The organism is Borrelia puertoricensis (assembly GCF_023035875.1).
Classification (GTDB): Bacteria; Spirochaetota; Spirochaetia; order Borreliales; family Borreliaceae; genus Borrelia; species Borrelia puertoricensis.
Map to the genome: position 1 here is coordinate 903,838 of NZ_CP075379.1, position 23,922 is coordinate 927,759.

A 23,922-nucleotide genomic window follows, 5' to 3' on the forward strand; every position below is an offset into this window, starting at 1 on the left:
GAGGAGTTTATATCTTGAGAGAAAAAATTACTGTCAAAGGTGCAAGAGAGCATAATTTAAAAAATGTTAATGTTGATATTCCAAGGAATAGTTTGGTAGTTATATCTGGGAAGAGTGGTTCTGGTAAGTCCTCTTTGGCTTTTGATACAATTTTTGCAGAAGGTCAGAGAAGATATATGGAGTCTGTGTCATCTTATGCAAGGCAGTTTTTGGGAGTAATGAAAAAACCCAATGTTGAATATATAGGTGGACTCTCTCCTGCTATTTCAATTGAGCAGAGGACAATAAGCAGTAATCCAAGATCAACTGTTGGTACAATTACTGAAATTTATGATTATTATAGATTGCTATTTGCTAAAATTGGTAAGCCATATTGTCCAAATGATGGAAGTTTAATAGAGGAACAATCTTTAGATAATATGATTAATACTATTTTAAGTTATGCTGAAGGGTCTAAGGTTATATTATTTGCGCCTGTTGTTATGGGTGCAAAGGGTGCTCATAAAAAAGAGCTTGAAAAGATATTAAATCAAGGGTTTAGTAGGGTAAGAGTAAATTCTCAAGATTATTTGATAGAAGATGCTGTTAATTTGAACTTAGATAAAAATAAGAAACATAATGTTGAAATTATAGTAGACAGGATAAAATTGAGTAGTAATGTAAGAATTAGACTTTCAGAATCTATTGAAACTGCTTTATCGGTTTCTAATGGGTATTTACGTGTTGAGATTGAAAATGATTTAGAAAAAATAGATAAAATCTTTACAGAACATAATAGTTGTCCTTTGTGTGGTTTTTCTCTTCCTGTCATAGAACCAAGGCTTTTTTCGTTTAATAGTCCATTTGGGGCTTGTAGTGAATGTTCGGGTCTTGGAATTACACTTGATTTTGATTTTGAAAAGATTTGTCCTAATATGAAGCTTTCTTTTAATGATGATGCATTTATTACCTTTAAACCCAGTTCGTCTTGGGCTTTATCAATTTTTAAGGGACTTGCTAAGCATTATGGTTTTAGTTTAGATACCCCTATAAAAGATATTTCTGAAGATATTCTTAAAAAGATTTTGTATGGTGCCAATGAAAAGATAGATTTTATCTATAAATCTAAAGAAATGGAGAGTAAAGAAATCAAAGGTGGTTTTTATTATTCTAAGGAATTTGAGGGCCTTATTCCTCTTTTAAAGAGGCGTTATCTTGCAACTGAGTCTGAGAGTGCTAGATCATTTTATGAGGGTTTGATGTCTCGCAAAACTTGCAATTCTTGCAAGGGTAAGCGATTAAGTCTTGGGGCGTTGTCTGTTAAGTTGTGCGGCAAAGATATTCAAGAACTTAGTAATCTTTCTGTTATAGATTCTTATTCTTTTTTTGATAAGATTGAGCTAGATGAGCTTAATCTTAAAATTTCTAGAGAGATTTTAAAAGAAATTAAAAGCAGGCTTAAATTTTTGATTGATGTTGGACTTTCTTATTTATATTTAGATAGGATGTCTGGGACTCTTTCAGGGGGTGAAGCTCAACGAATTAGACTTGCTACTCAAATAGGATCGGCTCTTGCTGGAGTTCTTTATGTACTTGATGAGCCTAGTATTGGATTGCATCAAAGGGATAATGAAAAATTAATAAGTACTCTTGTTAATTTGAAAGAACTTGGTAATACGGTAATTGTTGTAGAGCATGATGAGCAGACTTTGCGTACCGCTGATTATATTATTGATGTTGGACCTGGGGCTGGGATTTATGGTGGAGAAATAGTTGCTAAGGGAACTTTATCTGATATTTTAAATAATGACCATAGTATGACTGGTAAGTATTTAAGCGGTCAACTTAAAATAGAAGTTCCAAAAATAAGACGTAAAGTAGGAAAAGCTGAAATTGTACTTTTGAGTGCTAGTAAAAATAATTTAAAAAATATTAATGTGCGTATTCCTTTGGGAGTTTTTACTGTAATAACGGGGGTTTCTGGTAGTGGAAAGAGTACCCTTCTTAATGAGATATTATATCCTGCTCTTGATAGTAGGTTAAAATCAAATACAAGTTGTTTTGATGGTTTTGAAGATGTCATTGGGTATGAGCAAATTGATAAAGTTATTCAGGTAAATCAAAAACCAATAGGTAAAACACCAAGATCAAATCCTGCAACTTATGTTGGGTTTTTTACAGAGATTAGGGAACTTTTTGCAAAGCTTCCAGAGTCTAGAGCAAGAGGGTTTAAGGCTGGTAGATTTTCTTTTAATGTTAAGGGTGGGCGTTGTGAAAAATGTCAAGGTGATGGATATTTAAATATTCAGATGCATTTTTTGCCTGATGTTTTTGTTCCTTGTGATTTGTGCAAGGGAAAAAAATTTAATGAGGAAACTTTGGAGATTAGGTATAAGGGAAAAAATATTTATGATGTTTTAGAAATGAGTGTTCTTGAGGCTAAAAATTTTTTTGAAAATATTCCAAAGGTTAATCATTATTTAGAGATTTTAAAAGAAGTGGGGCTTGAATATATTAAATTAGGTCAAGCATCAACAACCCTTTCAGGAGGAGAAGCTCAACGGATTAAATTGGCTTTTGAGCTTGGCAAAAAGAGTACAGGAAAGACTTTTTATATTATTGATGAACCAACAACAGGTTTGCATTTTGATGATATAAGGAAATTGTTAGAGGTATTGCAATTGCTTGTTCAAAATGGAAACACTGTAGTCCTTATAGAACATAATTTAGATGTGATTAAACAGGCAGATTATATAATAGACTTAGGTCCTGAGGGTGGAGTATCTGGAGGAAATATTGTTGTATCTGGAACTCCTGAAGAGGTTTCAAAATGCAAGAGTTCCTATACGGGAATGTTTTTAAAAGATCTTTTGTAATATTATTTTTGGTAAGTATTTTTAATTGTTTTATCTTGTTTGCTCAAGATGTTAATGATAAGAAAAGTTTAAAAGATAAGAAAAATCTAACTTTAATGCAAAAAGCTAATTTGAAAGAACTTGAACTTTCTAGTGATGAAGATTTGAAAAAATGGGCATTAAGAGAAGGTATTGAGGAGAAGGATGTTTCTAAGATAAAGTCATTACTTTTGGAAAAATTTGGTATATCTCCTGAACTTTTTTCAAAAGATAGTAAAGATGTAGGCAGATATAAAATAATCATTGAAAGTACAGATAATCTTGAAAATTTTACTTATGAGATTACTGGGGATGAAACTATCATATTTAAAGGAAAAGTAAATCTTATTATTGAAGACATTAAAGATAATAAAAAGCATAACATTAAGGGTGATAAAATTATTTTTAATAAAAATTCCAAGAAGCTTTTTTCTAGTGGAAATGTTGAATATAAATTTGATTTAAGTACTGATGAGAAGTTGTATTTTTATGGTGGTGAATTATTTATTGATTTTGATTCTCAGAATTTTCTTCTCAAAAATGGAATTGTTCAAAAGAAAATGAATAAAAATTTAATTGATCATATTGTTTCATTTGGGGGCAAAGTTTTAAGGAAATTGGATAATGATTCAAACATATTAGAAGAGGCTTTTATTACAACTAGTAAGGTTCCAGAACCTTATTATTCTATTCGGGCCTCTAAGATATGGATTTTGCCATCTGGGGATCTTGGTGTTTTAAAGGCTGTGTTTTATATAGGAAGAGTACCTATATTCTATATTCCATTTTTTTTTAAACCAGGTGATAGTTTGTTTTTTAATCCGTCTTTAGGATATTCTTCAAGAAAAGGTCTTACTCTTTTTAATACTGTATATTTACTGGGGAAAAAATCTGCTAATATTGATGAAGTTTCTTTTTTAGATTTTGATTTTCATTCAGTATACAATTCAGATAAAAAATCTTATATTAGAAATGGTTATTTAACTTATTTCTTTGCAGAAGATATTGTCTCTAAAGTTAATCAAGACCATGTTAAATTGATTTTTGATATTTATTCTAATTTGGGGTTTTATTCAGGTATTGATTTTGATTTAGGTGATACTTTAGATCTTTTTAAAACTTTTGAAGGTAGTTTTGGTATAGGCTTGACAAGAACTCTATATGATCATAATTTCTCAGGTGACTATCGTCCTTTTTCGGGTAATAGTATCAATTACTCCCTTTTTAGTTTTGATAATATAAATAAGGGTGACATATTTGGATTTGAGGTTCCCTTTAGGTATTTGCTTAAATCTAAGTCTGAATTTTTAGTCAGTGATGCGCTTTTTTCATTGATTTTTGAGCATTATTCAGATCCTTATGTGATGATTGACTTTAAAGATAGATTAGAGAGCGCAACATTTTTTTCCATTTTAAGTCCTCTAAAAGATTCATCAGAGACAGAAAAGATGATAAGTGGATTCGATTGGAATTTATCTTCTTTTTATAATCGAACTTTTTATGATAATACCCTTATTGATTATAGATTAAATAATCTTGGATTTACTTTTAAATTGGCAAGTTATGAGAATATTTTTGGTAAAAATCCTAAGAGTTTTAACGATCCAACTAGGAAATGGTTTTATTTAGAGAGAGTTTATCTGCCTTATATCGATTTAAATTTTCAGAAAGAGCTTTATAATAACGGTTGGACTTCTTTTTCTAATTCTAAGGGTAAAGAAATAATTATGGTACCCAAGGTCAAAAATGTTGGAGATGATGTTGAGGATGACAAAGATAAAAGTAATGCAAAGAAACTTGTGGAAAAAAAAGATTTAACCAAAGATGTTTATTTATCCCCCAAACCAATTGTTTCTGATAATCTGAGTAAACAAGATTCTTTTTATATAAGATTGGGAATGAATCCTTATTTTAAAAATAATATATTTTTTGATGATTCTAAATTTAAATCTCCCCAGGAGTTTAAATATGATGTGAAGACCTATTTGTTTGAGATTAAAAATAAAATAGATTTGAAATTTCATGCTGATTTTTATAATCGGCTTGTTACTTTTGAAGATGTTTTGTATCTTAGTACTACTGAGTATAATCCTTTAGACAAAGATTATAATTTAGTCGATAAAGATAAGAAGGGCGAACATTCACTTATTAATAAAGTTAATTTAAATTTATTGCCTTTTATGCTGTATCCTGCTTTTTCTCGTAGTAGTATTAAGTTTGAGAACAAAATTACTCTTTATTCATTTGATAAAAAATATGATAAAGATTCTAAGATGTTGGATGGCAAGAACAATACCATTTTTTTAAAAAGTCCTGAGACTTTGCATCAAGAATTGAATTTTGGCTTGATTTATGACTATAGATTTTTTACTACTAGTCTTTCAGGTGTGCTGAAAAATACTTTTGAAAGTATATATGCTTCTTCTGAGCTCAAGTTTGCTATGGAATTTCCTTATTTGTTACAAGAAGTAGGTATTGGAATTAAATATGATAAAAAATTTAAGAAAGACGAGAAAAAGTCTGTTTTTAAAAATACTTCTGTTAATTTAAAACCTTTAAAACCCATTTCTCCTTATAAAAATTTAGAAATGCATCCTGCTTTATATTATAAGATAGAGCCAAGATATTTAGATTATTTAAAGCTTATCTTTCTTGTTGCTTATGATCCTTTGATTAATGGGTTATCTGAACTTTCGTTTAAGTTTAATGTTTATGATTTTCTATTTGAATTTGCTATGAAAAATGATTTTGAGTATAAGTATGATAAATTGATTGGCGATTTTGCAAAGGTAGGGTCTACAACTAATCTTATTCCCTATTCTTTAAGTTTTCAGTATAAAAAAGATTTATATGATTTTAAGTTTTTTGATGAAAAACTTAAAATTGGACTGGGAACAGATGTTGGATGGAAAATGAATTTGCAAAAATTTGTTGATAATGAATTTTGGTTTGAGTTTACTTTTAAGTTTAGGTATACCAAGTTTTTTGAGTTGAATCTTTCAACTCGTTCTATTAATACTAAAACTTTTAGATATTTTGGAGGATATATGGAACAGGCTGAGTTTGAAACGGTTAATTTGTTTGCGGATCTGTTTCAGTCATTTAATTTCTTTAATATTCAGGATAGAAAGAAATCATTATTTAAAATCAAGAAAATTAGTACGAGCTTTAAATTTAATTTTTATGATTGGCAATTTGTCGGAGAGTATAGTTTAAGTCCAGATATTTTAAAGGATAATAGCGATAGGTATTCTTCTATTTGGAGAAATAATTTTTCAATTTATATTTCTTGGAATTTCTTTGAACCTGTTAAATCATCGTTGGAAAGTAATGCAAGTACTAAGTATGAACTTTTAATTAACCGTAAATCTAAGAAATAAATAGTATTAGCTGATTATCTATTTAAAATAATGATTTTTATAGGTTTGAACTTTTTTACATTTTTGGGATTTTTGATATTACAATATCAATGATTTGGTTTGGATTAATGTTAGTTTTTGTTATACTCAATTTTAAAGTAGCTGGATATTTGATTTTGTTAAATATATGCTTTTGTATTTTTGAGTTATTGATTTGTATTTTTGAGTTATTGATTGAGATCTTAGTGTTTTGCTCAGGTTTCCCTAATAAATAAATTTTAAATGATTGAGAAGTTCTTGGTCCAATTAATAGTTCTTTGTATTTATTTTTATAAATTTTGAGTTTATTTATTAGTTTAGTATCATTTTTTGTTGTAACAATGTTTTTGGAGTTTAAATTTGTATGTTGCCAGTTTATTTTTACGATTTCTTCACTTGTATTTGTACACTCAATATAAATATTCGTCTGATACCTCAATAGTGTCTCTACACTGATATATTGGGCATTGGATTTTATTATCTTAAAACTTGTTTATATTCTTGTTTTAACCTTATTGTAGTACAGGAGATTATGATCGGTATGATTATGCATATTTTAAAAATATTTTGTGTTTGCATGTGTTTTGCTTTGTATAAATATTATTTCACTTTTTATGGAAGCCAAGATCCGCAATATTATTGTCCCCTGATATTAATAGTATTGTTCCTCCTTTTTCTTCAAAAGTATGTCTTAATTTGGTCACATTTTGAATTAATTTGATGGTATTTTTGTTTAAGTTTTTATTGTAAAATCCTTTAGACCAATAATCAATTACTAGCTTGCTATCTCCAAATATGTTCTTTGTGTTTTCTTGTAATGCTATTTTGAGTGCAATATAGAGTCCTAAAAGTTCGCCATAATTGTTGCTAATTCCATCAAAATCTTTAACGTAGTAATTATTATAATCATTAATTAGACTTTGATCTATTACTTTGTTTAGTATGGATACTCTTTTTTCATTAACAACTCTAATTTCTACTCCTTTGCCTCTTCCAGTTCCAGAGTCAAAGTATATTCCTGCTGGGTAGATATCGCTCTTTCCATCTCTTGAGAGCCAATTTTTTGCTTCTTCTTTTGTTTTGAAGCTCTTTATTTTATTTTTTTGTCCTATAATTTTGTTTTTGCATTCTTCCCAAGATGTAAAGATCATTTTTTCATTTTTGTCGTTTAATATGCATGCGTAGTATTTTTTCATGTTGAATTAACTCCCTAAGCACCAAGAATTAATTATATTGCAAGATCTGCCAAACCTTTTTTCTTTTGAACTTTTTATTTCTATTAAATCTTTTATTTCTCTATTGTATCCAATAAATTTTTCTCTAAGAGTTGGTTTGATAACTCTTTTTGGTAACATACTAGGAAATATTCCTGATATTGTGTATGACATATAAAAATCGTAAGCAGCTGCGTTTATCTCCCCAGGAGTTACTATACCAGATACTTCATAATTTCTTGAGACATCAAGACCAGCTATTCTGTATGTTCTGTCAACTACTAATGAGCAATAAGTTTTATGGTGGATCTCTTCAAGATTAATTGAGTCAGTCCACATATTAGAAGATAACAGGGGCACCATATATCCAAAATTATTGTCAACATATCTGTTTTTAGCAAAATTTATTGCTTTTTGGATAGTTCTTTTATCTGTTATGGGTGAGAATATTTTTAGTATCCTTGATTGTATATAAGTTGTGAGTTTTTCATAGCCTGAACCTTGAACAGATGCTGTGTCAAATTTGATTTGATTGCTTGTGATTACTGATTTTATATCGAAGCTGTCTTCTCCTTTAAATACAATTTTTTTTGTATTGTCATACTTATCAGCGTCAAATATTCCTGTGTGTTGCCAAAAGTAGAAAAAATCAGTCCAATCTATTTTTGGTTTTATTAGCAGTATGTCTCCATTTGATAAAATGGATCTTAGTTTTTGCGGTGTTATTTCTATTCCTGTTTCTGGATCTATGATATTAGGGATTAAGTTATAATTATTTGTTGAGTTTAATTTTTGTTGTGAGTTTGTTGAATAATATGAATTGTTGTATTCATCAGCAATTGTTTGTTTTTGCAGTATTTCTGTTATTTTGTTATTTTCAATTTGTAAATGAAGCATGAATCTCTTGAAGTATTGTTTGTCATTAATTTTTAATAGTTGATTTGCTATTATGTGAGGAGATATGTATTCTATTCCATTTATTATATCTTTATTGACAGCATAATTGGTTATGCTGTCTTGAGGGAAAAAAGAGTTAGTGTTTTCAATGGGTATATATCCCATATTTTTTTCGTGAAATATTTGTTCTAATGATGCTAAAATTTCCTTGTCTAAATACATTTGTGCTTCTGTTAGCTCTGTAAACTTTTTATTAAGTGAGTTTAGTTTAATTTCGTCAGATTTTTCTCTAAAGCTTGTATCAACTTTAATGATTAAATATCCATTTATATTGCTTTGTTCAATAAATTTTTTCCATTCTTGTGAATTATTTAGATGTCTTTGATAGGCCAGTAGATAGTTTTGTATTTCTTCTATTTTTTGGGGACTTATTTTTAAATCTATTGCTAATGTTTTTAATAAATTGGGAGATTTTGTATGCTCTAATAATGTACTTATTAGATGTGATGGTATGTGATATGTAGTATATGTCATATTAGTTACGAGGGCATGATTAGGTGGATAGTTATGGGTTAACAGGATAGTATTTGAACCATAATTTTTTTGATCATTTTTGCTAAATAAAGAACACGAACATATTAGGTAGAGATTTATTAAAGTGAATATATATATAATATATGTAAGATTTTGCATATCAATATTTTATCATATTTATTTAGGTATTAAACTTGTTTGTTTTTTATAGGTTTTAATTATGTTGATTTTTTATCATTTAAGTTTTAATATATTAATTAAGTATAATAAATTAAAAATTTTTAAACTTTTTTATAAAAATAGAGGTTTTTGTTATGCAGTATTTAAAACCAATAAATGTATTCTCAGAAATAGGTCGTTTAAAGAAAGTGTTGCTACATAGGCCAGGAGAAGAATTAGAAAATCTGACTCCTTCAATAATGCAAAGGTTATTGTTTGATGATATTCCTTATCTTGAAGTGGCAAGGCAAGAACACGATGCCTTTGCGGATATTTTAAGAAATAATGGAGTTGAAGTTGTCTATATTGAGGATTTAATTAGTGAAACTATTTCTCAGTGTGATAGTGTCAAAGAGCAATTTATATCACAATTTATTCTTGAAGCAGGGATCAGAACTGAGAATAAGACGCAAGCTTTGAAGAATTATTTTTATAATATGTCTGTTAATGACATGATTTCAAAAATGATAGCTGGGGTTACAAGGGATGATCTTAAAAATTATAAATCTGATTCTCTAAACTCTTTAGTAAACAGTGAATATCCTTTAATTATTGATCCTATGCCTAATATACTCTTTACGAGAGATCCTTTTGCGAGTATTGGTCATGGTGTAACAATAAATAGGATGCAAACTAGGGCTAGACGTAGGGAAACAATATTTGCAGAGTATATTTTTAAATATCATCCTATTTATAGAGACAATGTTCCTATATGGTATACTAGAGATGAAGATACTACGTTAGAAGGTGGAGATGAGTTAGTTCTAAGTCGTGATGTTTTGGCTATTGGTATTTCTGAGAGAACCGAATCTGAATCTGTTGAAAAAGTAGCCCGCAAACTTTTTCAACAAAAAACATCTTTTAGTACTATTTTAGCTTTTCAAATCCCGCAAAGTAGGGCTTATATGCATCTAGATACGGTTTTTACTCAAATAGATCATACTACTTTTACAAGTTTTACTAGTGAGGATATGAAATTTACCATTTATGCTTTGACTTATGATTTGGGTTCTGGCAGTATTAAAGTTAAGAGTGAAAAGGCGAGATTGGAGGATATTTTAGGCTTCTATCTTGGAAGTAAAGTTAATATGATAAAGTGTGCTGGAGGGGATTTAATTCATGGAGCAAGGGAACAGTGGAATGATGGTGCTAACACTTTAGCAATAGCACCTGGAGAAGTAATAGTTTATTCTAGGAATCATGTAACTAATAAATTGCTTGAGGAATTTGGGATTAAAGTTTATAAAATGCCTTCTAGTGAGCTTTCACGAGGAAGAGGAGGCCCTAGATGTATGTCTATGCCTTTAATAAGGGAAGATATTTAGTTTAAAGGAGGAGATATTTATGTATGATTTACGAGACGATTTACGAAGGAGAAGTTTTTTAAGACTTTTAGATTTTACTCAAAAAGATTTGAGATATTTACTTGATTTGTCTCATAGTTTGAAGAAATCTAAGTATGCAAGATTTGAAGAACAAAAACTTAAAGGAAAAAATATAGCTATAATTTTTGAGAAGGACTCAACAAGAACAAGATGTGCATTTGAGGTTGCTGCTTATGATCAAGGAGCCCATGTTACTTATTTGGGGCCAACCGGTAGTCAGATAGGTAAAAAGGAGTCAATAGCTGATACCGCAAGAGTATTAGGAAGAATGTATGATGCTATTGAATTTAGAGGGTTTTCTCAAAAAGCAGTTGAGGATTTAGCTAAGTATGCTAGTGTTCCGGTTTATAATGGATTAACAGATGTTGCCCATCCAACACAAGTACTTGCTGATTTTATGACTATCGAAGAACATAAGGGATGTTTGAAAAATTTGAAGATGGTCTTTTGTGGCGATGGTAGAAATAATGTTGCTAATTCTTTAATGGAAGGGTGTGCTATTATGGGAATGGATTTTAGAATATTTGCGCCAAGAGAACTTTTTCCAGATCCAGAATTGGTAAGCAAGACAAGATTGATAGCTGCTGAGAGTGGAGGTAATATTACTATTTCTAGTTCTCTTGAGGAAGCAGTGAAGGATGCTGATATTGTTTATACTGATGTTTGGGTGTCTATGGGTGAGACTAATTGGAATGAAAGAATTAAATTGTTAAGACCATATCAAGTTAATAGTGAGCTTATGAAATTGGCAAAGGAAGATGCGATATTTATGCATTGTTTACCGGCTTTTCATGATTTAAATACGGTGATTGGTAATGAAATATTTGATAAATATGGGCTTGAAGGTATTGAGGTTACACATGATGTTTTTGAAAGTGGTCAATCTGTTGTGTTTGATGAGGCTGAGAATAGATTGCATACTATTAAGGCTGTAATGGTTGGAACTTTGGGATAATTAGTTATAAATTTAAATTAGGAAAATGTAAATTTATTAGGAGAGATAAGATGGTTAAGAAGAATAAAATGCCAAGTAGTTTTACTATAGTATTTTCTTTAATAGTGTTTATGACTATATTAACTTATATAGTGCCTGCTGGTAAATTTTCTGAGGAAACAAGAGAAGTTAATGGAAAATTACAAGAAGTTGTTGTGGCGGGGACTTATCATACAGTAGAAAGAGTTTCTCGGGGATTTTTGGATGGTATTTTTACTATTTTAACAGCAATGGCTAAAGGCATGGAGCATGCTGTTGAAGTTATTGTATTTGTTTTGATTGTTGGTGGAGCTTATGGAGTGATTTTAGGAACCGGTGCGGTTGATGCAGGGATAGCTGCAGCAATTAAAAAAATGGGAAATAAGGATAAACTTTTGATACCATTTATGATGTTTATTTTTTCCATAGGAGGGACTACAACAGGTATGTATGAAGAGACACTTCCATTTTATCTTATTATGATTCCATTAGTAATAGCTTTGGGCTATGATAATATTGTAGCTGTTGCAATTATTGGATTGGGAGCTGGTGTTGGAACCATGGCATCTACTATTAATCCATTTGCTACAGGTATAGCATCAGCAATAGCTGGTATTGAAATAAAGGATGGTTTTTATTTTCGTATTATTTTGTATATAGTTTCTGTGTCTGTAGCTATAGTGTATGTGTTGCTATATGCGATTAGGATAAAGAATGATCCTAAGAGGTCTATTGTGTATGAACAAAGGGAAGGTCATTATAATCTATTTGTTAAAAGTAAGATGGGTGATAAGGAAAATGTCATGCCTGAATTTACAAATAGACGAAAGATAGTATTGGTATTATATGGGGTGATGATTGTATTTTTAATATATAGTATTTTGGAGCTTGGTTGGTGGATGCAAGAGATGACGATGTTATATCTTGGTACAGCAATTTTATCAGCATTTATATGTAAAATGAGCGAATTAAAGATGTGGGAAACGTTTGTAGAGGGAGCTAAAGATATGATGACAGCAGCTCTTATTATAGGCATGGCTCGAGGAGTGATGATAATAGCTGATGAGGGAATGATTACGGGAACTATATTAAATGCAGCATCAGAATTTTTATATGGGGTACCTAAAGGTCTATTTATAGTGTTAAACGAACTTGTACAGATGTGTATAGGGTTTATTGTGCCTTCATCATCAGGACATGCAAGTTTAACAATGTCAATGATGGCGCCATTGGCTGATTTTTTAGACATGCCAAGGTCATCAGTTGTGTTGGGTATGCAAACAGCATCAGGTCTAGTTAATTTATTAACCCCAACAAGTGGAGTTATAATGGCTGTATTGGGTATAGCAAAGATTAGTTATGGTAGTTGGTTTAAATTTGTAATGCCAATATTTGTGATTGAATTTGTAATATGTATTTTAGTGATAATGGCAAATGTATATTTGTAAAAAATTAGGGAGTATGTATGAGTAAAAGAATTGTAATAAGTCTTGGGGGGAATGCGTTAGAGGGTGGAGAAGGAACATTTTGTGATCAATTGGCAAGAATAGAGAGCAGTGTATGTGAGATAGTAGATTTAATAGAGTATGGTTATGAGGTAATTATCAGTCATGGTAATGGCCCGCAAGTAGGAAGGATTTTATTAGAGAATGAGATGTGTAAAGAGACACCATTGGCACCGCTTGATGTGTGTGTTGGTATGAGTCAAGGGATGATAGGGTATTATATTGAGCAGGCACTGCGGAATGAGATGTGTAAGCGAGGAATTAGACGGGGAGTAGTAGTAGTGCTTACGCAAGTCTTGGTGGATAAAGAAGATGAGTGTTTTAAGAAGCCTAGCAAGCCTATTGGACCATTTTATGATAAGATAAGAGCGGAAGAGCTTGCAAGTAGGGGATATATTTTGAGAGAAGATAGTGGAAGAGGTTATAGGCGAGTGGTAGCATCGCCTAAGCCGATTGAGATTATAGAAATTGAAGAGATAAGTGAATTAATGAATAAAGGATTTATAGTGATTGCGTGTGGAGGAGGTGGTATTCCTGTTATAAGAGATGACATAGGAATTATTAAAGGAGTAAGTGGAGTAATTGATAAGGACTTTGCGTCATCTAGGTTAGGACAAGATATTGGAGCAGATAAATTATTGATAGTTACTGCTGTTGATCAGGTAGCATTAAATTTTGGCAAAAAGGATGAAATTTTACTTGACAAGGTAAATATTGTTGATTTAGAGAGATATATAGGAGAAGGACATTTTGCATCAGGGTCTATGTTGCCTAAAGTAGAGGCAAGTATTGGATTTGTAAAATCTAAAGGAAATAGGGAGGCAATTATTACATCATTGAATAAAGTTATTGAAGGAATAAATGGTGTGGGAGGCACGATGATAACTAGTTAGGGAATGTAATAGATACTATTATATGGTTGGGTAAGATGTCTACTGATAGTAGATGTAAGAACATATTTATATTATTTCTTTATGATTATGATTTTACTATGTTTGTTGATAATTCTTATCGTATTTTGCAAGTAAGCAGTGCTTAGGTTTAAATGAAAATAGTCTGTATACACGTTTTACTTGAGATAAGGACTGATCGAGCGATAATATTAGTGTATTAGTTGAGGTAATGAGAAACCCTATTCCTTACCTTAAAATTTTAGACCAAAGAGACTCTAACTATTTTTGTTGGCATGTTAAGTCTACAGTAGAGAATGCAGGCGCTTACTGTAGGTAGAGTATCTGAGAAACTGAATTTGGTATTCTAGCTATAGATTCTAAGACTCTAATAGGTAGATTTGAGTAATCCAAAACCTTAGATCAAAGATTTTAAATAGTTAATGTGAAACTTGAAAATGAAGAATGGGTAGTCCATTTATCATTTCTAAGTAGATAATTTCTTACATAACCTACAATTAAGAACAGTAGACAAGTTTCTCTATCATTATTTCTTTCGGCTTTTCTTAAAATATCTTATCTCTTAATTGACTCTTGTTCAAGATCAGATTAAACAATAAGATTATTATATACCCCCATTAAAGTATTTATACGAGCTAAAATATGAAAAATTTTTCTGCAACAAACTCAAAAAAGCTAATAGATCCGCATAATTCCCAATCCCTTTTATTTGCTAAGTAGACTGGTTGGCAACCCAATGCTACAGAAAAATTTGTTTTTTTATTAGCTTGGGAGGTATCGTATCTTATTATCTCAACTTATACACAATAAATTGGCAATATATTTGCTATGTTTTATTTAGTAGTTTTTTGTGATTGATACCAATAGATGTAATGATGATCATTCCTTTGAGTAAATTTACAGAATAAGAATTAATGACATTTTTATAGATATAATAAACTAAAATGCTGATTAAACTTATATCTAATACTTTAGATGTAATATCTTTTATTTGATTTATACTACTTATATCTATCATAATCATTTTTATTCAATATATACTTATATATGGTATTATCTTACCATATATAAGTATATATTATAATACGAGTTAATGTTGATTTAAATTTATTTTTTGTTTATGGGTAGAAAAGAAAAGATTATAGCTTTGATATTTGATTTTGATGACACTTTAATTTATGGTAATATGCAACAGGTACTTTTTGATGAGTATAATGTTGATGCTAGTTTATTTTGGAGTGAAGTTGAAAATTTATCTATTACTTATAATAAAAATTATTGTAATATCATTGCTAATGAAATGATATATTTGTCACATTTTTTAACATATGTCAGGGAAGGTATTTTTAAAGGTTTAAATAATAAAATATTATTTGAATTGGGCTCAAAATTGAGATTTTTTGAAGGAGTTCTTTCTTTGTTTAAAGAAATCGATGAAATAAATCGAAGTTTAAAGAAGTCAGCTACTGTGATAAATATTTATGTTGTTTCAAGTGGTTTTAGGCAGATGATTTTGGGAAGTAGTATTGCTCCTTATGTTACTAAGGTTTGGGCTTGTGAATTTATAGACACATACCTTATGCCTTTTTATCAGAATTTAGATAATAAATTTTCAGAAAATGTTGTTTTAAGTAGCGTATGTTATTTCGTAGATCATACAATAAAAACCCGGGTAATTTTCGAGCTAAATAAGGGATCTTATGATAAAATTAATAAGAGGATTCCTAAAGGTAGAAGAGAGATTCCTTTTGAAAATATGTTTTATATTGCAGATGGTTTTAATGATATTCCAGCCTTTGAAATTTTGAATAACAGCTTAAATCATTATAAAAATACGTTGACGGTTTATCATGGCAATGATGAGAATGCTAAGAGGCTAGTTAAAGAGAAAAGAGTAGGGGATTTAGCCGAAGCTAATTATAGTAAGGGAACTAAGTTATATAATTGGATAATGGAAAAGATTCATTTAAATATATAAATTGATTTTAAATTTTGGCAAATATTCGTGAGTGAATATTGATTTTGTTTTTAAATATTTTTCATAATAATTAAGATATATTGAAGGAGCAATGAGATGTCTTTAGAGCTAAAATCAACTGATAGATTAAAGTTTGTTAAATTACAGTCTGTGTTTTATGTTGTAGCTTTGATTGTAATGTTAATTGCTATTTTAAAAATAGCACAAACAATATTTAAACCTTTAGCTATTGCGGTGGTTCTTGGGTTTTTGGTATATCCCATTTATACTTTTCTTAAAAAACTAAAGATCCCAAGAGTTTTAATAGTTTTTGTAATTTTTTTTGTTCTTTTTTCATTTTCTTATTTGGTTTTTAGTTTTGTTTATTATAGTGTTACTGTATTAATTGATCAATTACCTTATTATCAGAAGCAGTTAATTTTTATTATGGTAGATATTCTTGAAAAATATAAGTTAGATAGTGATATTATTAGCAATATAGATTTTTCTAAATATATTTATCCTTTTTTAACTCGGATATCTAATGAGATTATTGGATTTGCAAGTAGTTTGGTTGTATTATTTTTATTGTTATATTTTTTACTATCAGAAATACACATTTTTGATATCAAGGTTAAAAATGCTTTTAAACAATCTGTTTCGAGTATATTTATTGAGGCTTTAAGTACAATAAATAATCAGATTAGTAAGTATCTGGGAATAAAGCTCTTTGTTAGTTGTCTTACAGGGTTTTTAGTGTTTATAGGTTTAAAGTTGTTTGGACAAGATTTTCCTCGTGTATGGGGGGTTCTTACATTTGTTTTTAATTTTATTCCAAGTATAGGTTCAATTTTGGCGGTTTTTTTTATTGTGATAGCTGCTTTAGTACAGTTTTATCCTAATTTAAATTTGGTTTTTTATATATTTATATATAATACATTTGTTCAAATGTTGATTGGGAATATTCTTGAGCCTAAGATGCAAGGACATAGGCTTGATCTTTCTCCTTTTTTACTGCTTTGTTTTCTTTTCTTTTGGGGATGGCTTTGGGGTATTGTGGGACTTTTAATAGCCTATCCTTTTACAGTGATTATAAAAGTAATAGTAGATAATATAGTGTGTTTAAAACCTTTTTCTGTGTTTTTAAGTGGTTCAAAGATCTTAAGTGTTGATAATAATAAGGAGAGTTAGGTTTGCAGAGAAAAGTTATGCTTACAGGGGATAGACCTACAGGCTCTCTTCATTTAGGGCATTATGTTGGGTCTATTGTTAATAGATTAAAGTATCAGGAGGAATATGAGACTTATATTATTATAGCGGATTTGCATACTCTTACTACAAAACCAGATTTAAAAAGCATTAATGAAATATCTGTTAATGTTAGAGAAATGGTTTTGGATTATTTGGCGTGTGGGATTAATCCTGAAAAAGTTAATATCTATTTGCAATCAGCTATACCTGAGCTTTTAGAGTTAAATTTAGTACTATCAATGATTGTAATGGTTAATCGTTTGCAAAGGATTCCTAGTATCAAGGACATGAGTATTGCTGCTGGACTATCTGAGATTCCTTATGGACTTTTGGGTTATCCTGTTCTTATGAGTGCGGATATTTTGATGACAAAGGCTAATTTAGTTCCAGTTGGACGTGATAATGAGGCTCATATTGAACTTACAAGAGAACTTGCTAGGAAATTTAATTATCTTTATGGAGATTTTTTTCCAATCCCTGAAGCTGTCTTTACAGATTCTCAGGCTCTTGTGGGAATTTATGGCAAGGTTAAGATGAGTAAAAGTTTTGGTAATGCGATATTTTTAAGTGATGATGAGGAATTATTGCGTAAGAAAGTTATGTCTATGTTTACAGATCCAAAAAGAGTGAGAGCAGATATACCAGGAGAAGTTGATGGTAATCCTGTTTTTATTTATCATGATCTTTTTAATAGTAATATTGATGAGCTTTATGAGTTTAAAACTAGGTATAGGAAGGGTACAATTGGAGATGTTGAAGTTAAAGAGAGGCTTTTTGAGGTTTTAAATCAATTTTTAATACCAATTAGAGAGAGAAGAAAATTTTTTAAAGCTAAAAAGGGTTATATTGATGAAATAATATTTGAAGGGACAAGTAAAACTAGAAAAGTTGCAGTAGAAGTTATAAAAAATGCTAAAAATTTGATGGGTATATCAAAGACGTGGGATGGGGTTAGAAGAAATGTAGAGAAAATTTTAAAAAATAATCCAAGTATGTAAGTTGTACCGCGTAATTAACCATAAGAAATCAATTTGTTTGAATTTTGTGTCATAATTTCTGTATGTTAATTAGGTTAAAGAGTTAGCCGAGTGTATTAAATCTGTATGAAAATCTAAGAGAGGATATAGTAAATCATTATGTTCAGATATGACCTCACTTAATACTCTAAATATTGGTTCCGTTTTTGAGCCACGGAACCATAAACTAGCAATTATTTCATGTTTATTATTTTTAAATAAAACTTTAAGCCCTCCTGATGAGTCACCTGTTCTAGATAGAGTTTGTTTAATACCCTCATAATTTATAATTTCATAATTATGTATTGGTAGTTTTTGTAATACGGTATTATTGTTGAATTCTTTTTCTAATAATTTTTCATAGTTGGTTTTTAGTATTTCTTGATTTTTTGCTTTTATTTTAAGCATGGCTTTTTCTGATGATACTTCTACATTGCTATAAAAATTGATTGTCTTTAATATGTCCTCAAGAGTATAGTGTTCATTATATGAATTATTAGATATTGAACACCATATTTTGTAAAGATTTTTGATTTTAAGCAATTTTATGATGCTAAAGAGAGTTGTTAGTGGGTCTCTTACTTTTGAAGGGTATGTAATATTTCCCCCATTTGATCCTTCTCCCAAAATTTTTACTATTAATCCTTTATTTCGTAAAAGGTCAGCCATTTCTGTTAAGTTAGCTTCACCAACTTCCACTCTATAAACTTTTGTGTTAAATAACGAGGCTATTTTTTCAATGTTTAGTGAGGTTGCATCATTAACTACGACAGCTAAATTGTCTTTAATTCCCGTATGGTAAAGATAGCTAAGCTCTGAGAGTACTGAGAGTGCAAATATTTTTTGTGGTGTAATGATACTCGCTTGTTCTTTTTTTAAAATTGCGACCAAATTGCCTCTGTCTCCATCACAATCAGGGACATATCCTAATTTGAAAGAATTGTCATTCTTAAATTTTTGTTCTAATATTTGTTTGCACATGTTTAAAGATGTCCCTTCAGGAGTCATTCCATGTTTAAAGATACCAATTTCTGTGTTATGAAATTCCAATTTTATTCCCAAAGATTCAATCATTTCCCTATCAATTGAATTAATGCGAGAACTACCATTCATCTCTCCTATGATTCCTATAGGTTCTTTTTTTATAGTCTTTTTTAGTATGTCAATGTTTTTTTGATTATGTGTATCTGAATATATTATTTGTTGCATTAATGACTTATATGAGTTATAAGATTGTGTTTTATGTCTAGCCTGTGAAGTGATAATTGCTTCATATGTTTTTAATTGCATAGCATTGGTATTAAACTTTTGTAAGCCTGTTATTAGATTGTTTATTAAAGTTTCATTTTCAATGTTGGATCTGATCTGACGTATTATTTTATTTGTTTCATTTGAATTTAGCACTCCTCCATCATTTAATCCAATTTTAATGCCATTATATCCTGTAGGATTATGACTGGCAGAAATGTATATAAATCCTTTTGAATTTTGATTTTCTTTTGTATAGGCTAAGATTTCTGGTATTGGGAGTATTCCAAAAAAATTTACACTGTTATTATTTAAAATTAAGGTTTTAATTATTATCTCTGAGATTATATTTCCTGTTGCTCTTGAATCTAATCCAACATTGATGTATTTTCTTGGTTTATCTTTAAAATAATTTGATATTGTAAAGGTTATAAGAGCAACCAATATTTTGTCGTCATCATTTATTTCATATTCTATTGAATTTTCATTTTTTGATTTTGCAAATATCTTTCTAAATCCTGAATGAGAAAGTATCATTTCATTAATAGCATCTCTTAGATTTGTCATATTTAATGTATACCCTTTTAGCATATTTTTCTGTTCATTAGTATATTTTATTTAATATTTGTCTTTATTTGTAGTACTATGATTATAGTAACATATTCTATTACAATAGACATTATTTATTGCTTTTCTTATGTTTACTAAGGAAGCGTGTGGTTGAAGGTGTGTCTAGGGCTTCAGTGTTTGCGTTCTTAGAGAGAGTAGCAATTATTTGTATTAATCTTGCTTCATAGTTTTATATGTATAATCTAAGCTCAAATGTTTATTCTTGGCAAATTCTATACGATCATTATTATTCTTTATCTTAATATCAATACTAGATATTTCACCTTCAATTATTCTCTCTTTACTAGAGAGTAGCTTACGAATCCCTTCTTCCTTTTCTCCTTGACTTTTTTTAATACTTACAACAGTATACCTAAGTATACCTAATAGTATCTTCAAACATCAAGCTAAAAAAACTCTCAAAACTCATCCATGAACTTACAGATTTTGTTACAAGTCCTATAATTATTACATGAGAGAAATTGAGAATGCAACCAAAGAGAATAAGATTTTGTTTAATCAAAGGGATGAGCATTTACAATCTTTAAGGGATTTGCGTTTTAAACTTAGTAATTTGATTGAAATAACAGCTATAAATAATAATCGCATTAAAGCGGCTAATGTTTTGAATGGGACGTCTGTTGTTATTGCTAGTGATGATTATCTTAATATAATTTTTGTTTATTCATTACTATTATTGTCTGTATGTCTAGATATATTTTTAGCAATGGTATTTTGTATAATACAGAATGCTTATCATAAGTTTTACAAACAAAAGTTATTACACTCTGTTCCATTATCTACAAGAAGTAAGGTTAAAAAGGTACAAGGTAGTCGCATTCAGAGTGTAGGAGGGAATAAAAAACCGTCTAAAAGTGTTGATGAATCACTTGAATTTATTGCATCTAATTTAGAATATGATAATCGTACCATAAAGTCTTTGAGGGACATTAAGAGAGATACGAATTTATCGTATTATAGAATAAGGAATTATCTATCGGATTTAATGAATAGAGGTTTGGTTATAAGAGAGAAACAAAGATTGGTACTTAATGTTGATGATATGCTGAATAATAATAGTTAAAAGTTCTAATAGATTTAATATAGAAGTTATAATGAATATAAAAAAGGAGAATTTTAATGGTAAGAGTAAGTATAATGTTTTTTGTTGTGTTTGTGATAAGTTGTGGTTACAATGCAAAAATAAGAGAAGAAGGAAGTTTAGCTCAAAAATTATTTGGAGCTAGGTCAAATAAAATGGTCCATCCTCCTAGTGGTGTCGTTACTCCTCCTGATGTTCCTCCTCCTCCTGATGTTCCTCCTCCTCCTGATGTTCCTCCTCCTCCTGATGTTCCTCCTCCTTCAGGTGAACAAAATGATATAATTGTTGAGCCGATAGATTTCGATTTATTTTTAGAGGATCTAGAAAAACAAGAAGCAACAACGAAAGAGGAAGCTTTAAAACAATTTTATGAAGCAAGAGAAGAGCTTTATACATTTAGACATGATATTAAACGTTATGAACCTGTTAATCATGCAGGAAAAGGTTTTCCGTTTTTGGTCTTTGATAATATATTTGACGTAAGAGAATGGGGATATAGTTTCAATGAAGAAATTATTTATGCTTCTATGAGGTATCATCCTGCGCTTATTTATGCTGTAGCATTTGCAATATATACAATGTATCCCCCTCGTAGTGTTTCTGAGTCCGCTTATCGTAGTATGGATGCATCAGAGAGGTTGAGGCTATATAATCGATATCGGCCTGCTATTAGAGATTTATTGAATATGTTAGGCAGAATGTCATGTTCTACTTTATTTCCCTTAAGTGGTAAATTTGCGGAGCCGAGAAATCGCCTTATTTTTGACAAATATTCGACTACGGAAGAAGTTATAAATCTTACGCAGAAAGTAAGAGAATATAGTATCTTGATAGGTTCTGTATCGCATATTCTTCTTGTTCTGACAAATTATAATTTGTCGAAAGAAGAAATGACAGCAGAAAGATTTTACAAGGTATTTAATAGACTGATCAATAGTAAAAATGGTAATGATGCAGTTATAGAGGTTGAAAAAGAGGAAAAAAGAGATTGGTGATTTGTTGCAAGAGATATTCTATAGAGGAGAAAAACTAGAATAGGAAGAAGAAATGAAAAGAATAGAAGAAAAGAATATGATGAAAAAGAGGAAGAATAAATAGAAAGAATGGGATAGAAGTAGTAAGCAATAAATCATTTAATGAATAAAGTTTTTGTTATAAGACATTTATAACAAAATGGGTAGCATGGTAAGAGAATGATTAAGTTTTTATATGTTATAATATGGATATTATGAAAATGTTGAGCATTTTTTTGGGAAGGTAAGGTGGTGTTTATGAAACAAGTATTAATTTTAATGTTATTTTTTGTTTGTATTGTTGTTAGTTTTGCCCAAAGTTATGATGAGATTGCTTCTGATACTGTAGCTACTGAAGGTAATATGGATAACAAGTTGTTGATTTATGAACTTCATAAACAAAATACTTTAGTGCCTTTTTTATTGAATTTTTTGTGGGTTTTGGTACAGGTTCATTCATGCAAGGAAATTTTACTGGTGGATTACTGATTTTAGGATTTGATATGTTGGGTGTAGGTTTGATTAGTGGTGGTATATATTCTCTTTCTCAATATAAAGGTATTGAAACACCAACGTTTGCATTATCTTTGGTGTCTTTAGGTGGAATTACTTTATTTATAACACGAATTGTTGAGATAATAAGTCCCTTTACATATGCGTCTAGTTATAATAGGAAACTTCGAGAAAAATTGGGTATATCTTTGGGAGGATTTAAGCCCCAATTTGAAGTAAATTTCAACGAAAATGCTGGTTTGTCGTTTGAACTTGCTTTTACTAAGAAGTATTGATTATAAAATGTAAAATAAAATTTGAGTATAGTTTTAATATGTTTACTTACGGTTACCTTGTAATAAGGTAACCGTATTGAATATGTAATTCTTAAATTTTTGTTGAAATTATGCTTTATTTTATAAAGTTGCAATATAATGACATATTATGATCCTTATACATCAATTAAATGAAATGTATATTATGGGACGCAAGGTAAGTTTATTATCAATAGTGTTTTTAGTTTTATTTATTACAAGTTGTAATCATGGTGAAAGTTTAAGAAATATTATCAGTAAGATTAGTAATGATGGTATTGTTGAGGATAATATTGGTAGCGTTCCCTTCAATAGAGATGGTAATAAGGTTTTGGAGCAAGATTTTGAACTTGATGAAATTAAGGAAGAAAATGTTAATGTAGGTCAAGAGGATATAATTTTTGAAGTTCAAAATGAGAAAAAAGATGAAATTGGTTTTAATATACCTTCTTTGGAAAATTTTGATAATGAATTTAAAAAATTGCAATGGTGGTGTGGATATAATGAAAAGACTCTGTCAAATCTTTATAAAATGTCCTTTGCGGCTGGAGATATGGTTGGTAAATTTTATGATATTTGGACTAAATCTATTGAAGAGTATAATAGAGCTGATAAGGCTTTGGATCAAGCTATTTCTGAACTTGCTCAAATTAAGAATTCTGTATCCGTTGAAGATAATAAGGATAATAGAATTTTTGATGCTGAAAAAAAATTGGATGTTGCTATTGACGCTTGGAAAAAAGCAGGAGAAGTTAAACAAAAAGCTGAGGAAGACTGTAGGGCTGCTGATGATTATGCCAGAAAGATTGAGGCAACCATTGAGGTTTTGCTTAGATCTTTAAAAAATATATAGGGAGAAGAATTGGAGGAAAAAGGATTAAAAGAAGAGATACAAGAATTATGGAATAGGTTAGAAAGTTTATTTCGATTTTATTTGTTTGGTTAGCTTTGTATAATGAATGATTTGATATCTAATTTTTCTTATTTCTTATACTAATAAAAACTAAATAT

18 protein-coding genes and 1 pseudogene are annotated in these 23,922 nt (G+C 29.7%); 14 read left to right on the forward strand and 5 right to left on the reverse strand.

Features of this window, described 5'->3' with window-relative positions; genetic code table 11:
• Positions 1-14 precede the first annotated feature (14 nt).
• Both uvrA and bpuSUM_RS04270 read left to right on the forward strand, forming a co-directional pair.
• Positions 15-2,855 carry an excinuclease ABC subunit UvrA gene (uvrA, locus tag bpuSUM_RS04265; protein WP_247066152.1) on the forward strand — a complete coding sequence of 947 codons (2,841 nt, stop codon included), beginning with the start codon at positions 15-17 and terminating at the stop codon, positions 2,853-2,855.
• Complete coding sequence (locus bpuSUM_RS04270; RefSeq protein ID WP_247066155.1) at positions 2,810-6,253, forward strand: LPS-assembly protein LptD; 3,444 nt, start codon at positions 2,810-2,812, stop codon at positions 6,251-6,253. The genes uvrA and bpuSUM_RS04270 overlap by 46 nt, the downstream gene beginning before the upstream one ends.
• A gap of 623 nt (positions 6,254-6,876) precedes the next feature.
• On the opposite strand, the gene bpuSUM_RS04275 is transcribed toward bpuSUM_RS04270, so the two are convergent.
• Together bpuSUM_RS04275 and bpuSUM_RS04280 are read right to left on the reverse strand one after the other, a co-directional pair.
• Positions 6,877-7,467 carry a ribonuclease H family protein gene (locus tag bpuSUM_RS04275; RefSeq protein WP_247066157.1) on the reverse strand — a complete coding sequence of 197 codons (591 nt, stop codon included), beginning with the start codon at positions 7,465-7,467 and terminating at the stop codon, positions 6,877-6,879.
• A gap of 6 nt (positions 7,468-7,473) precedes the next feature.
• Entirely contained in the window at positions 7,474-9,075 is a 1,602-nt protein-coding gene (locus bpuSUM_RS04280) for a hypothetical protein (RefSeq protein WP_247066159.1), read from the reverse strand.
• A gap of 155 nt (positions 9,076-9,230) precedes the next feature.
• Here bpuSUM_RS04280 and arcA point away from each other — a divergent pair, with 155 nt between their 5' ends.
• From arcA to arcC, 4 genes are read left to right on the forward strand one after another with little or no spacing between them, the layout of a single operon-like run.
• Positions 9,231-10,460 (forward strand): arginine deiminase, encoded by a 1,230-nt coding sequence (gene arcA / locus bpuSUM_RS04285; protein ID WP_247066161.1) that lies wholly within the window; start codon positions 9,231-9,233, stop codon positions 10,458-10,460.
• 19 nt (positions 10,461-10,479) lie between these two features.
• Positions 10,480-11,475: an ornithine carbamoyltransferase gene (gene argF / locus bpuSUM_RS04290; protein WP_247066163.1), complete on the forward strand. Its 996-nt coding sequence runs from the start codon at positions 10,480-10,482 to the stop codon at positions 11,473-11,475.
• A gap of 50 nt (positions 11,476-11,525) precedes the next feature.
• On the forward strand, positions 11,526-12,941 hold the full coding sequence (locus bpuSUM_RS04295; RefSeq protein WP_247066165.1) for a YfcC family protein: 1,416 nt from the start codon (positions 11,526-11,528) through the stop codon (positions 12,939-12,941).
• A 17-nt stretch (positions 12,942-12,958) separates the two neighbouring features.
• A complete protein-coding gene (gene arcC / locus bpuSUM_RS04300) occupies positions 12,959-13,891 on the forward strand; it encodes a carbamate kinase (RefSeq protein WP_247066167.1) in 933 nt (310 codons plus the stop codon).
• Between the two features lie 874 nt (positions 13,892-14,765).
• Here arcC and bpuSUM_RS04305 read toward each other — a convergent pair.
• A pseudogene (locus bpuSUM_RS04305) lies at positions 14,766-14,927 on the reverse strand (diadenylate cyclase CdaA); the annotation flags it as partial.
• Between the two features lie 102 nt (positions 14,928-15,029).
• On the opposite strand from bpuSUM_RS04305, the gene bpuSUM_RS04310 reads away from it, so the two are divergent.
• The 3 genes from bpuSUM_RS04310 (at position 15,030) to trpS (ending at position 18,115) form a co-directional block, all read left to right on the forward strand.
• A complete protein-coding gene (locus tag bpuSUM_RS04310; protein ID WP_247065091.1) occupies positions 15,030-15,887 on the forward strand; it encodes a hypothetical protein in 858 nt (285 codons plus the stop codon).
• A 96-nt stretch (positions 15,888-15,983) separates the two neighbouring features.
• Positions 15,984-17,057 (forward strand): AI-2E family transporter, encoded by a 1,074-nt coding sequence (locus bpuSUM_RS04315; RefSeq protein ID WP_247066169.1) that lies wholly within the window; start codon positions 15,984-15,986, stop codon positions 17,055-17,057.
• Positions 17,058-17,059: 2 nt separating this feature from the next.
• On the forward strand, positions 17,060-18,115 hold the full coding sequence (gene trpS, locus bpuSUM_RS04320; protein ID WP_247065088.1) for a tryptophan--tRNA ligase: 1,056 nt from the start codon (positions 17,060-17,062) through the stop codon (positions 18,113-18,115).
• Between the two features lie 69 nt (positions 18,116-18,184).
• Here trpS and bpuSUM_RS04325 read toward each other — a convergent pair whose 3' ends face one another.
• Together bpuSUM_RS04325 and bpuSUM_RS04330 are read right to left on the reverse strand one after the other, a co-directional pair.
• Complete coding sequence (locus bpuSUM_RS04325; RefSeq protein WP_247065086.1) at positions 18,185-19,972, reverse strand: phosphoglucomutase; 1,788 nt, start codon at positions 19,970-19,972, stop codon at positions 18,185-18,187.
• 189 nt (positions 19,973-20,161) lie between these two features.
• Positions 20,162-20,389 (reverse strand): hypothetical protein, encoded by a 228-nt coding sequence (locus bpuSUM_RS04330; RefSeq protein ID WP_247065084.1) that lies wholly within the window; start codon positions 20,387-20,389, stop codon positions 20,162-20,164.
• A 73-nt stretch (positions 20,390-20,462) separates the two neighbouring features.
• On the opposite strand from bpuSUM_RS04330, the gene bpuSUM_RS04335 reads away from it, so the two are divergent.
• The 5 genes from bpuSUM_RS04335 to bpuSUM_RS04355 all read left to right on the forward strand — a co-directional run bounded on the left by bpuSUM_RS04335 (position 20,463) and on the right by bpuSUM_RS04355 (position 23,764).
• On the forward strand, positions 20,463-21,074 hold the full coding sequence (locus bpuSUM_RS04335; protein ID WP_247065082.1) for a hypothetical protein: 612 nt from the start codon (positions 20,463-20,465) through the stop codon (positions 21,072-21,074).
• Positions 21,075-21,130: 56 nt separating this feature from the next.
• The gene (locus bpuSUM_RS04340) at positions 21,131-22,087 is read left to right on the forward strand and encodes a hypothetical protein (RefSeq protein WP_247066171.1); all 957 of its coding nucleotides are present in this window, start codon (positions 21,131-21,133) and stop codon (positions 22,085-22,087) included.
• Positions 22,088-22,363: 276 nt separating this feature from the next.
• Positions 22,364-22,594 carry a hypothetical protein gene (locus tag bpuSUM_RS04345; RefSeq protein WP_247066173.1) on the forward strand — a complete coding sequence of 77 codons (231 nt, stop codon included), beginning with the start codon at positions 22,364-22,366 and terminating at the stop codon, positions 22,592-22,594.
• Positions 22,564-22,893 (forward strand): P13 family porin, encoded by a 330-nt coding sequence (locus tag bpuSUM_RS04350; protein ID WP_247066175.1) that lies wholly within the window; start codon positions 22,564-22,566, stop codon positions 22,891-22,893. Before bpuSUM_RS04345 ends, bpuSUM_RS04350 begins: the two co-directional genes overlap by 31 nt.
• 148 nt (positions 22,894-23,041) lie before the next feature.
• On the forward strand, positions 23,042-23,764 hold the full coding sequence (locus tag bpuSUM_RS04355; protein WP_247065075.1) for a hypothetical protein: 723 nt from the start codon (positions 23,042-23,044) through the stop codon (positions 23,762-23,764).
• Positions 23,765-23,922 lie beyond the last annotated feature (158 nt).